The following is an 11858-nucleotide window of genomic DNA, read 5'->3' on the forward strand; positions in this document are numbered from 1 at the left end:
CCAATTTCTCAAAATAGGAATTTAGAACTGCTTTTACATGTAATACTATCAAAGTCTGAATACAACATGAACGCAATTTCAATTGTGTATTTCCACAATTGAAATTGCGGTTTCAAATAATAGTCCAATCATCCCTTTAGAATCAAGCCCCCAGCGTTTCAGGGGCTACCGCAAAGGTAAGCAAAAATTCTTCCATATAGCCCTTATTCTCCGGAATGGACTCAAAGCGCTTACTAAACTCATGGAAATACATTCTCATTTGAACCTGTGCAAAAAGAATAGCTCCGTACTGTTCACATATTGCTTTAAAGATATCGAATTTTATATTGATATCAGGAGGTAATTGTCCCTCCTCCATGTATGTCTTCAACCAGAGATTCTCGCCCTCTACACACTCCATTAGATATAATATAGGAAAGGTTCGCTTCCGTCTCTTAAAATCACCTTTCTCCGACCAATTAAAGATATCCTGACAATCATTATTCAATTGGGCTGACAGCCCCATATATTCGGCGTATTCTTCAACTAGATAGTGCCTTTCGCCCGATGCCATTAGTGCCCCAAGTCCACAAGCCATCACAAAAAGTGACGCGGACTTTTCTTTAATCATCTCTAGATATTTATCCGTATCTTCCACATCATTTTGCAAATCGGTCATCTGCCCGTTCAATGAACATAGCAGTTTATCTTGAACTAATTCTAAAGCTGACAGCCTTATGCTTGGTTCGTGAAGTGACTGAATCAATGATTGTTGTCCTACAAGTAAGAGCCCTACAGCTACGTTTAGCGCCTCTGCAGGTGGAATCTGCATCCAAGGCATGGATGGTGCATCTTGATCTTGGAGATCATCCAGTATATCTGAGCTCAAAATAAGAAGTTCCACTCCAGCCGCTACACGATATATGCTGTCTTCTGTTCCACCGAACCTATGGTAATGCCACACCGTTAATGCACCAAATATTTGTGGTTCCAGCAGCTTCTCTGAAATAAATTGATGAGCATATGCCCTCATCGGTGCCGTACGAAAATACAGGTCAGATAGTTCATGCATGTTTTGTTCAATTTGTTTTTTTACCTGCTCCATCTAGGCCCTCCTCTTCATGAGCTGCCTCACATCCAATATAAAAAAAAGGCAACGGCCGACAAACCTATGATTATATTATCATATAAACATAAGTATAGTGCCATTGCTTATTATACCTCTTTACTTCAGATTTCGAGGTTTATTTTGTTTATCATCATTAAACTTGAGGTGATTAAAGCTAGATGAAGGTAGATGGTGTCGGCTCATCTTCTCAAATAGTGAAGAAAGCGCCCTCATTCGCATCCGAACCAACGCCTCAGCTGGTGTTGCTACTTTATCCGACTTTCTTTCTGGGCTCATCCTGCTGTCCCTCCTTATCATGATGAATATGGTGAAGAAAGACGAATTAGCAGCAATATGATGTTATAGGGCCTTTGCGATGGATGCTTGTTTTGATTCATGACGATCCAGCCCTTGAAGCAACAAATATTCGAGCAAGTAGCGCTGATAGCGATCAATGTGAAAGAGAGGGAACAAGGAATAGGACGTCTCCAGCAGCATGTGGTGAGCTAGAGCATGGCCGCTTGATCGGCGAGTTGCAATTGAGGCATTATGATCGGGGATCAACCCTTCATCCGTTAACGTGGAAACTGCCTTGTATAGTTCGCGTCGAGAAGCCGACCATCGTCTCAATATACGATCTGAGCCTGAATATCCCCCATCATCATGGGTATAGCGAAGCACTTCTTCAATCGTATCATCAATATCCCGGCGAAATTGCTCATCTGCATCCCGATATTGTCGTCTAACCTGTTCTGATTCATGAGTGCTCATCAGATAGCGCTCGATTCTAACACGGGGCGCTTCAAGGCCGTTGCTTAAATTCATCTTCAAGTCATAGGTGCGATTCGCAGCCATTAACCGTAAGATTCGCAAATATCGCTGCTTGCGATTCGAGCGCGTTGCTTCGAGTTCGCCAACGACCATTTCATAATTAAACGCATGAAAGCTATGTAAAAGTTCTTGCAGCACGCGGCTTGACTCTGTCAGCTGACTCGATGATTGATGCTGCAGCACTACTTGATGGTTGCACATAAGATCTCGCGATACCTTCTCTTTACGCGCTGGCTCCAGCCACTTGTCACACAGCTTGACATACCCTTGTGCGCTTAGCTCCTGGGCGGAAGGATATTTAGACAGGTAGGAGCACAGCTTATCCTGTATCTCCTTGCATACGGAGGGATAGTAGGATTCTCGATCGAGCTCTGCATAGATCGCAACATGAGGACCTCGATCAAAGTCTCTCAGGACGTAAGCCCGATTAAGCTTGCCTTCTGCTTGAATGGAGCGAATGACGGGGCGTATGCCATCCAACAGCAAAGCCTCGTGTTCCTCTTCAAAATAATAGACGCCAATACCTTTCCACATCGAGTTATCGCCACCTCCGTTACTAACCGCAAGATCCTTTTTAAGCGATATTCGTAAAAGGCTTTATCCCTGAAAAGCGGCACTTGCGATTAAAAATCTGATCATCATCTGAGCTGTCGAGGTGCCTCCTTCAGCAGCATTCGACCCTATTCTATGTTAACAAATGAAAGATGCTGTAAGCGCGAGGGGGAGGCTGCTTACAGCATCAGTACTAGCAGCGGATAAACAGCGCCTTGGCTGTACGTGCAAGAGGAGAGGTTGCACGATCCTGACTGCAATTTTTGGAGAAGAGACTTACGTAACTGTTACCTTTTTCAATATCATCTTATCGAACTCTAAACCATTTTTCACCGACTTCCATACCCGTAATTACCGCAATCTTTTTGCGGAGCTGGTTTTGTCGAATCATCCGTTGTTTGCGCTTACATTTTCTTGTAATTAGACTTATCATGACGTTTATCATTGCGGAATATGCGGCCATCAGCCTAGCACTCCTCCTCTCCTTGTCCTATATCCATTCGCCATTCATAGCCAAATATAACGATAGCAAGACCCATGTCCAGATACTTAGACACGGGTCTATTAGATGCTCATCTTCCTATACCAATTATAGAGATGTAGGTCTTATCATTTAGAGTTCCTTCCGAATCGATATCGTTCATCTCTAAGCGACCAACCTCTCATCTTATTTCTTCGTTTCATCCTGCCAAGTAGCAGCAGCCAGTTCGCGCTTAAGCTTTGATGCAAAGACAAAATCCCCCGCATCCGCCAAATGCCGATAAACACGCTCATAGAGTTGGTACATATGACGATAGGTTTCCGTAATGCGAACGTCTGGAACAAACATTCGATTGAACTGCACAAGCTGCGCACCATCTCTGATGCTGGCTAACTTGCCAGCAGCCGTCATAGCCAAGATCGCTGCTCCATAGGCTGAGGCCTCAGGACTGTCCGGCAGTTGGACAGGCACCCCGAACAGATCCGACATCATCGCAACACCAACCGAGGATTGCGTAAAGCCTCCAGAGGCGATCAGCGATTCATAAGCCACTGGAGGCTCTCCGAGAAGCTTGGCAATGCTGTATATCGCATACAGCATGCCTTCCGCTACTGCTCTCATCATATGGGCCTGATGATGCTGAAGACCAAGGCCAAAAAACACTCCTTGCGCGTCGGCATCCCAATGCGGGGCCCGTTCCCCAGACAAGAAGGGCAGAAACAGAAGCCCCTCCGCTCCGGCCGGCACACTTGCTATCGCCTTGAACATCTCATCATAGGGAGACAGCTTAGCTGCTTGAGAGGAGGCTATGATGGATGCTTCGCGTTCAATTGAAGGCGCTTCTACCTCCTCCAAAGTGAAAGAATGCTTGTAGCTTTGTACATTTTCCTTGAACCATTGCAAGCAAACTGCTCCATTGTTGGTGGGGCCGCCTACGATCCACATGCCTTCTGTTATCGCATAGCAGAACGTCCTACCATGCTCATCGAGCTCAGGCTTATCCGTAATCTTGCGAACGGCACCGCTCGTGCCGATCGTGACAGCCATCTGCTTCGGATGGACAGCGCCGCTCCCGATGTTTGCAAGCGGACCATCGCTTGCCCCTACAACAACGGGCAAGGGCTGCTTCAATCCCAGCGCCGCTATTATAGAAGGCTGCATGTCTGTAAGCAGCATAAGGGGTGATACTGGCTCCGGCAGCTTCTGCTCCGTTATTCCGGCAAGCTGCAATGCCTCCTGATCCCAGGAAAAGGAGTGGATGTTGAATAATCCAGTACCAGAAGCCATCGAATAATCGGTAAGATACCGCCCAAACCATTTGAACAAAATATAATCCTTAATCGCTAAAAACTTGCTCGCTTGATGGAAGCAGGCAGCATCATGCTTCTGCATCCAGATGAGCTTCGTTAGCGGCGTCATCGGATGCATCGGCGTCCCCGTGCGCTCATACAGCGCTTGAGCGTCTGAACGCTGCTTCAGCTGCTTCGCTTCCTCACTGCTCCGATTGTCGCTCCACAGCATAAGCGGTGTTAGTGGATGACCCTGCTCATCCACTGCAACCATGCTGTGCATGGCCGAGCTTAAGCCAATGGCTTGAAGCTCATCCGTTCCTATCTTTGCTATGAGCTCTTTCGTCGCGCTCATAACCGCTTGAAAGATATCTTCAGGGTCCTGCTCGGCACGCCCCGGCCATGGAATCCGCGTCGAATAGCCAGCCTGTGACTTCTGTATCACTTGGCCAGCAGAATCAAAGGCGACTGCCTTTGTGCTGGTAGTCCCAATATCTATCCCAATGAAGATTGTCATGTCCTGCCGCCTCCGTTTGAAATTAAAATCATGTCTTTAAATCATTAACCAGTTTCACCTACTTCTCTTTATACATCAAAAAAGAGGAAGCTGCATCGCCCCCTCTATGATAATAATACTTCAACTTTTTCCCTATTGCTGTGAACGCCTGATTTCAATGTCATCGATCCCCAATTCATAGATCAGTTGATCCTCTGTATCGTATGCCCTTAGCTTTGCCTTTAAGCTGCCGCGTTCCACATCTTGTTTGGAATATTCTTTTACGACTTGATAGATTCCAGATTGTGCATCAACTGGCTGTTCTCCTTCCAGCTCAGTGTAAAAAGCTAAACGCTTAATCTTTGGATCTGAAACCTGGCCAAGATAATAGTAAAGATACTTGTTTTTGGATAGAGTAGTCATTCCATGGCGGAAGCTCAATAGAACATCTGGTTTGATCGGCATACTTACGGTACCCCCATGATTCGTCCAGAACAAAAGTTGACGTTCTAAATGGACGGTATGGTACATCCCATGTGTTTCATCAATCAACAGGATGCAATGATAACCAGATGGTGATACCTGTTCAGAAACAACTTTAGCTGGAGGCATCTCCATGCTTTGAACCCAGTCCTCTACTGCTTTTTCTTTGCTCCATGAAGTATGACCAAGCATGGTTACTTGCAAAGCAAACAACAGCAACAGGATTATCCCGATTCGAATCATATGGCTCTGCAAACGGTTGTCTTTCAGCAGCTTCCTCATCATTCATCACCCCCTAATGGGATGCGGAAAGAGAAGGATTCACCATAGGATTGTTGATAGACCACTACTTCCTTCGTGTCCGAAGGCAATCCTTTGAACGTAAAGGAGCCGCGAGTATAAAACAAGCCTGAATTTTGACCTCTAGTCGTAGACTGAAGCACTTCACCCTGATCAGTCCTTACGTTCAGGGAAAAAGGCAAATTCGGCTGCCACTGCACGCCTGCACTCCTCACGAACACCGTGAAATGATCGTCCGCAACCGCGGCGCCTTTGATTTGAAACTTCTTCCCATAATAAGCAATCGTATCGGAATGAACATCAATATAAGTCCCATATTCATCGTCAGACTGTAAATCTTCTAAGTAAGGACCCACCCCACCTAAGCAAAAGATATAGGCTGCATATAAGGTGAGGATAAATAACACAATTCCTTCTATGGCTGTGAATACCCTGCCCACACGATGCCAACGCATCATGATCATCCTTTCTTCACAACGTCGGACAGAGCAGTCTCCAGCTTCTTATATTGAAAAGAAAAGCCTTCTGCAAGAAAACGAGTAGGCAAGCAATTGCGGCCAGACAGCGCAAGCTCTGGATCTGCTCGCATAATGAGATAAGCGCCCATTCGCACAAGTGGAGATGGCGCAGACGGTTGCCATCCCCGTCCCATTGCCTGCCGAAGGATGGACATAAACACCTTATTGGTCACAGGCTCTGTACCAGTCGCATTGTAAATGCCTGTCGCCTCCTCATGCTCCATCACATGATGGAACATTCGATTCAAGTCCTCGATGTGAAGCCAGCTAATGTACTGCTTGCCTGATCCAATCGTCCCGCCAGCCCCATAACGGACCAGCTTCATCAACGGTTCCAAAGCGCCTCCTTCTTTCCCAAGGGCAAAGCCGATTCTTAGCATCACCTTGCGAACGCCTGGAATCGATTTGAAAAAAAAGGCCTCTTCCCACATTTCGCATACACGAACGGAAAAGCCCTCTCCATGGGGAGATACTTCCTCGCATAACTGAGTGGTATTGCCGAATATGGCAAGCGACCCTGCCTGTACCAGCACCTTCGGCTTCTGTTCAAGCTGCATCACCGCACGATCGATGGCCTGCACGGCATCAATTCGGGAAGTGATAATCTCACGCTTGTTCTTTTTCGTATACAAACAATTGACACTTCTGCCTGAAAAATTAATGATCGCATGTGCGCCTTCAAGCTCATTTTCCCAGCCCGTTAGACTGCGCCCATCCCAGTGGATATAACGAAGTCCATTGTGTAAACGCGTTTGCCCACGTGTTAAAATGCAAATCTCATAGCCGTGCTGAGTCAAAAAAGAAGCTAACGCCTGACCAAGGAAGCCTGTACCTCCAGCAAGCACTACCTTCATGGAATCCCCCATCTCTATCTCCCCTTTACATGCGGATCGATTTGGTCGACTTGATGACATGCAAGCTGCCTTCCCTCTCGTTACAACGTATCCTACTTAAGTAGTACGCGACTTACAAGGGATTTGTTTCCATTTATATGATTTTATATCCTTTTTATTGGCAGAACTTGTATGACCCTCATCAAACACGCTGCGCAGACCTTTCCTTTGTCGGACAATAGGTGAATCGCACTTGTTCTTTTCCATTCCCTGTTCTATGATAGACTTCAATAACCTAGGAGGTGTTTTTCATGAGTCGCAAAGCAAAACGAGACCGCCGCAAGCTTGAACGCGAGCATGCGTTGAACCCAGAGATCCGAAGAACCGTTTGGCAGAGAAAGCCATTCACCCAGGCTGTACCGAATAAGAAAGCAGAACAGCGCAGATCGATGTGCCGCAGGAAGGGGCATGACGATAGCGCTGTTTTTCGTATAATGTTACAATCTTTACATCTTTCATTCTAGTTTATAAAGGAGCTTTGCGCATGACTCATTCGAGCCCTTCTCATTCTTTACATATGGATGCAAATGCTATCGCGAGCGTTACGGTCAAACGCGTTCTGATCATGACGTCTGTGGCAGCAGAGCGCGATGCTGTGCTGCGCGGACTTCAACAATCGGCTGCGACTCCATCGGCAGCTATGGGTTCCTCTCAGCTTGACATCCAGGAAAGTCAGACCGAAGCGAAACTTCAGGAAGCGAATACACCAAGAGTGGAGTTCGACGTCGAGATTGCTGGAGTTGGAGCTGCAATGGCTGCCGTCCATACGACAAGAGCGTTGATGAGCAGCTCTCATCCCTACGATCTTGTGATAAATGCAGGCATTGCTGGAGGCTTTGTCGGCAGAGCTGAGATCGGCTCGCTTGTCGTTGCCAGCGAGATCATTTGCGCCGATCTTGGCGCGGAAAGCGAAGAAGGCTTTATCAGCGTGGATGAGCTTGGCTTCGGCTCTGCTCGCATTCCCGTAAGCGAATCAATCGCTGCAAAGCTCGCAGAAGCTTTGCATGAAGCCCAATTAACAGCTGTTCATGCGCCGATCCTGACCTTGTCCACGGCCACAGGAACGAAGGCTTCAGCAGAAGAACTCCTCGTTCGCGTGCCAGAGGCCGCGGCCGAAGCCATGGAGGGCTATGGCGTAGCCGCTGCTGCCAAAACTTCATCCTTGCCTGTGCTGGAGCTTAGAGCGATATCCAATGCCATTGGCCCACGGGATCGTTCCGCATGGCGCATCGGCGATGCCTTGCAGGCACTTGAAGCTGCAAGTGCCGTACTAAAGGAGGTTTTACGATGAAAATTGCTTTTTCACCTTGTCCAAATGATACCTTTGTCTTCCACGCGTGGGTTCATGGCTTGATCCCTGAAGCACCTGCGCTTGACGTCACGTATGCGGATATCGATAAAACCAACGGCTGGGCTATTGAAGGTGAAGGCCCTGAGGTCATGAAGATCTCTTATGCCGCACTGCCGTGGCTGCTTGACCGCTACGCGCTGCTCCCTTGCGGCGGCGCACTTGGCAGAGGCTGCGGACCGTTGGTGCTGATGAAGTCTGATCAGCAAGGCGATGGCTCTAAGGCTGAAGGCCTTGACCCCGCCTTGTTGTCTGGTAAGCGAATCGCGGTTCCAAGCGAGCGTTCTACCGCTTATCTGCTCTTCCGTCTGTGGGCAGCCAAGCATGTTCCCGGCGGCGTAGGCGAGATCGTGGTTATGTCCTTTGATGAGATTATGCCTGCCGTCAGAGACGGTCTCATTGATGCAGGACTCGTGATTCATGAGGCGCGCTTCACTTATCCTTCCTATGGCTTAGCCTTAGTCGCGGACATGGGAAGCTGGTGGGAAGAGGATACAGGATTGCCGATCCCTCTTGGTGCGATCATTGCGCGCCGGACGATGGATATCGCCGCATTAACACGCTGGACCCGTGCTTCCGTTGAATACGCTTGGGCGCATCCAAAAGCGTCGGAAGACTACGTCCTGAAGCATGCGCAAGAGATGGACCGCGATGTTGTCGCTTCACATATCGATCTGTATGTGAACGCCTTTACAGGCAATCTCGGCAAAGATGGCTATGCTGCGATCGAGGCGCTGCTTGGCCGTGCAGCAGAAGAGGGACTTGTTCCAGCATTCGACCGGAAGCTGCTGTACGATGCGTCAGAACTATAAGCAGAGCGAAGTCCACGAGTAGTGGCTTTCTTCAAAAACAGCAGGGATAGAAGCTGTAAATGGTATTGCGAATGTCACCTAACCGCTTTATGGTTGCGGTAAGGATGTTTATCAACCATAATCTTGTATAGACATATGCTTACGGAAGACCCGTGCAAAAAAGGCGTATATTAGGAGATATGCATCATCACTTTATTGTGAATGCTGCTTTTCCCTATTGCCTTACTTGCACGGGTCTTTTTATTGCGGCTTCAGTTTAATTGGAACATCTCACTCTCAACGCAATATAGTGTTAACGATAACTTGAAGAAGTGCACATTACCCACATTACCCTCGGTATCAAGAAGTCATGTTGTCATCAATGACTCGGACAAGACGACAGGTGTGCCTGCATTGCAATCCACCTGCACAGTTCGTTCCCTATATTGTACGATTGTCCTCTGATCCCGATCCGAAGTAATCACGGCCTGTACTAGTTCCCCCTTTTTCCAGCTGATATCAACAGTATATCCCCCACGCGCTCTAAGCCCCTTCATGTGGCCCTCATCCCATTCTGCAGGCAGTGCTGGCAGCAGATGAATGGTCTCTCTATGGCTTTGCAGCAGCATCTCTGCAATACCAGCCGCTGCTCCGAAGTTTCCATCAATCTGGAATGGTGGATGAGCGCAGAATAAATTCGGATAGATTCCGCCTCGATGATAATCATAGCCGCTCGTATCATCAATGACATACAGAAAGTTATGCAGGACTTGAATGGCCTGATTGCCGTCATATAGACGAGCCCACAAGGCTACCTTCCAGCCCATGCTCCAGCCTGTTCCCTCGTTGCCGCGAAGCTCCAAGGAACGACGGGCGGCTTCGAAGTATTCGAACTTATCTTCTGCTGTGAACTCACGTCCGGGGTACAGCCCGTATAGATGTGATACATGGCGATGGCGAGGATCCCATTCGTGAAGCTCCTTCTCCCATTCCACGATATCACCGCGTGAACCGATCTCGATTGGCTTCAGCTTGCTAAGTGCATCCCTGCAGGCTTCGACCAATTCATCCCCTTTATGTAAAGGTAATGCCTCGCATGCCTCGATAACAGAGGTGAACAGCTCTCGGCATAATAGCAGATCCATCGCTGCAGCTCGCGAAACAGAGCAAGCCTTCTGATCCTCCGTTACATAATTATTTTCCGGAGAAGTTGCAGGGCTGGTAATCAATTGACCTTCTTCGGTCTCGATCAGCCAGTCCAAGAGAAACTGCGCTGCCCCGCGCATAAGCGGCAAGGCACGCTGCTCTAAGAAATCCGTATCCTTTGTAAACAAATAGTGCTCCCACAAATGACTGCACAGCCAAGCGCCGCCCATTGGCCAAAACGCCCATTCCGCCTGCCCAGCAGGCCCGACATTATTCGTCCTCCAAATGTCCGTCATCGTATGTGCCGTCCATCCTCGGCACCCATACTGCCGTCTAGCCGTCTCTGCTCCCGTAATCGCCTGCTCCTCGATCAGCTTGAACAAGGGCTCATGCATGTCGGATAAATTGCACGACTCCGCAAGCCAATAGTTCATCTCTAGATTAATGTTGAGATGATAATCGCAGTTCCAGGGCGGCATGACCATGTCATTCCAAATGCCCTGCAGATTCGCTGCCATCGTGCCTGGCCGCGAGCTTGCTATAAGCAGGTAGCGTCCATATTGGAATACAAGGCTCATCAGTTGCGGATCCTTTGCTCCGTTCACCAATTGGAATAAGCGCTGGTCGGTAGGCAGTTCGGAGCGATCCTCTTGCTCAGCTCCAAGCCGCAATCTTGCACGCTGGAACAATGGCTGATACTCCTGCAGATGAGCTTCGAGCAGCTGTTCATAGCTCTTGCCCAGACATGCCAGCAGGCTGCCTCGGCACTGCTCCACTGGATCTACGTGGCTCGTGCCTGGAATCTGGTCAAAGCCGGCATAACTTGTCGCCGAAGTATATAGCAAAGTAAAGGAGGAGGCCCCCGCAATCGTCAGCTTGTCACGACCCTGCTGGCCAGTTTGCCCGCCTTCATGGATAATACGTACAGAAGCGGCAAAGCGCATGCCTTTGCCAGGCTGCTCCTGTTCATAGATCACCTCAGGCACAACGCCGTTATTATGATTGCGAACGTGGATTGGACATCTCCCTGTAAGCAGCAATTCGCCATGCTCATTTGCCACTACCTGATGCTCAAGCAAGGAATCGAGTCCAACCTCCACGTGAAGTCCAGCAGGATCGTTCGTTTGCCAATGGACAACCATCACCTGATCCGGCACGGATATAAAGACCGAACGCTCATGCCGCTTGTCCGTTGAGCCGAATATCGTGCGGGCTACAGCCGTAGGAAGATCCAGGCTCCGCTCATAATCTTCTTCCTCCAGCTCATTCAAGCAATGAATCGTGAGATTGCCGAGGGGCTGGTACGGTTGAACCCCATTGCCTGCTGTACCGAGCATCTTCCGCTCGATAAGCTGCTGGGCTTCCAACGGACGTCCTTCAGCCAGCAAGTCCCGAGCCTCCTGCAGGTAATGCACGGCATCATCATTGATCTCATTTGCGGGATAACCTGCCCACAGCGTGTCTTCATTTAATTGAATACGCTCCTTAACAGTTCCGCCAAATACCATTCCGCCCATACGGCCATTGCCAAGCGGCAAAGCTTCAGACCAGGTGCCGGCTGGACGTTCATACCATAATTGATTGCTTCGGATTGCCATAGCCACTAACCTCCGATTGTTCTGAATTCCTTGTGTAAAAGATAA

The 11858-nt window shown here is 48.6% G+C and carries 11 protein-coding genes; 3 read left to right on the forward strand and 8 right to left on the reverse strand.

Features of this window, described 5'->3' with window-relative positions:
* Nucleotides 1-142 precede the first annotated feature (142 nt).
* The 7 genes from I2H74_RS16470 to I2H74_RS16500 all read right to left on the reverse strand — a co-directional run bounded on the left by I2H74_RS16470 (nt 143) and on the right by I2H74_RS16500 (nt 6903).
* Nucleotides 143-1084: a polyprenyl synthetase family protein gene (locus I2H74_RS16470; protein WP_195575331.1), complete on the reverse strand. Its 942-nt coding sequence runs from the start codon at nt 1082-1084 to the stop codon at nt 143-145.
* 120 nt (nt 1085-1204) lie between these two features.
* Nucleotides 1205-1384, reverse strand: coding sequence for a hypothetical protein (locus I2H74_RS16475; RefSeq protein ID WP_195575332.1), 180 nt, complete (start codon nt 1382-1384; stop codon nt 1205-1207).
* Between the two features lie 63 nt (nt 1385-1447).
* Nucleotides 1448-2452: a lantibiotic dehydratase C-terminal domain-containing protein gene (locus tag I2H74_RS16480; RefSeq protein ID WP_195575333.1), complete on the reverse strand. Its 1005-nt coding sequence runs from the start codon at nt 2450-2452 to the stop codon at nt 1448-1450.
* Between the two features lie 685 nt (nt 2453-3137).
* Nucleotides 3138-4757 carry a gluconokinase gene (locus I2H74_RS16485; RefSeq protein WP_195575334.1) on the reverse strand — a complete coding sequence of 540 codons (1620 nt, stop codon included), beginning with the start codon at nt 4755-4757 and terminating at the stop codon, nt 3138-3140.
* Between the two features lie 132 nt (nt 4758-4889).
* Nucleotides 4890-5504, reverse strand: coding sequence for a hypothetical protein (locus I2H74_RS16490; protein WP_195575335.1), 615 nt, complete (start codon nt 5502-5504; stop codon nt 4890-4892).
* Nucleotides 5501-5977, reverse strand: a complete 477-nt coding sequence (locus tag I2H74_RS16495) for a hypothetical protein (RefSeq protein ID WP_195575336.1) — start codon at nt 5975-5977, stop codon at nt 5501-5503. Before I2H74_RS16495 ends, I2H74_RS16490 begins: the two co-directional genes overlap by 4 nt.
* 2 nt (nt 5978-5979) lie before the next feature.
* Entirely contained in the window at nt 5980-6903 is a 924-nt protein-coding gene (locus I2H74_RS16500) for a TIGR01777 family oxidoreductase (protein WP_229106758.1), read from the reverse strand.
* Between the two features lie 278 nt (nt 6904-7181).
* Here I2H74_RS16500 and I2H74_RS16505 point away from each other — a divergent pair, with 278 nt between their 5' ends.
* From I2H74_RS16505 to I2H74_RS16515, 3 genes are read left to right on the forward strand one after another with little or no spacing between them, the layout of a single operon-like run.
* Nucleotides 7182-7394, forward strand: a complete 213-nt coding sequence (locus tag I2H74_RS16505) for a hypothetical protein (RefSeq protein WP_195575337.1) — start codon at nt 7182-7184, stop codon at nt 7392-7394.
* 53 nt (nt 7395-7447) lie between these two features.
* Entirely contained in the window at nt 7448-8221 is a 774-nt protein-coding gene (locus tag I2H74_RS16510) for a futalosine hydrolase (RefSeq protein WP_195575495.1), read from the forward strand.
* Nucleotides 8218-9090, forward strand: coding sequence for a 1,4-dihydroxy-6-naphthoate synthase (locus tag I2H74_RS16515; protein ID WP_195575338.1), 873 nt, complete (start codon nt 8218-8220; stop codon nt 9088-9090). The genes I2H74_RS16510 and I2H74_RS16515 overlap by 4 nt, the downstream gene beginning before the upstream one ends.
* Nucleotides 9091-9437: 347 nt before the next feature.
* On the opposite strand, the gene I2H74_RS16520 is transcribed toward I2H74_RS16515, so the two are convergent.
* Complete coding sequence (locus tag I2H74_RS16520) at nt 9438-11813, reverse strand: glycosyl hydrolase family 95 catalytic domain-containing protein (protein ID WP_195575339.1); 2376 nt, start codon at nt 11811-11813, stop codon at nt 9438-9440.
* Between the last annotated feature and the right edge of the window lie 45 nt (nt 11814-11858).

Origin of the sequence: Paenibacillus sp. 1001270B_150601_E10, from assembly GCF_015558675.1 — a bacterium.
GTDB lineage: Bacteria > Bacillota > Bacilli > Paenibacillales > Paenibacillaceae > Paenibacillus_B.

Coding starts and splice junctions, on each gene's coding strand:
- I2H74_RS16480 (WP_195575333.1), bottom strand. CDS start 2,452: ATGTGGAAAGGTATTGGCGTCTATTATTTTGAAGAGGAACACGAGGCT.
- I2H74_RS16520 (WP_195575339.1), bottom strand. CDS start 11,813: ATGGCAATCCGAAGCAATCAATTATGGTATGAACGTCCAGCCGGCACC.
- I2H74_RS16495 (WP_195575336.1), bottom strand. CDS start 5,977: ATGATGCGTTGGCATCGTGTGGGCAGGGTATTCACAGCCATAGAAGGA.
- I2H74_RS16475 (WP_195575332.1), bottom strand. CDS start 1,384: ATGAGCCCAGAAAGAAAGTCGGATAAAGTAGCAACACCAGCTGAGGCG.
- I2H74_RS16490 (WP_195575335.1), bottom strand. CDS start 5,504: ATGATGAGGAAGCTGCTGAAAGACAACCGTTTGCAGAGCCATATGATT.
- I2H74_RS16500 (WP_229106758.1), bottom strand. CDS start 6,903: ATGGGGGATTCCATGAAGGTAGTGCTTGCTGGAGGTACAGGCTTCCTT.
- I2H74_RS16515 (WP_195575338.1), top strand. CDS start 8,218: ATGAAAATTGCTTTTTCACCTTGTCCAAATGATACCTTTGTCTTCCAC.
- I2H74_RS16510 (WP_195575495.1), top strand. CDS start 7,448: ATGGATGCAAATGCTATCGCGAGCGTTACGGTCAAACGCGTTCTGATC.
- I2H74_RS16470 (WP_195575331.1), bottom strand. CDS start 1,084: ATGGAGCAGGTAAAAAAACAAATTGAACAAAACATGCATGAACTATCT.
- I2H74_RS16485 (WP_195575334.1), bottom strand. CDS start 4,757: ATGACAATCTTCATTGGGATAGATATTGGGACTACCAGCACAAAGGCA.
- I2H74_RS16505 (WP_195575337.1), top strand. CDS start 7,182: ATGAGTCGCAAAGCAAAACGAGACCGCCGCAAGCTTGAACGCGAGCAT.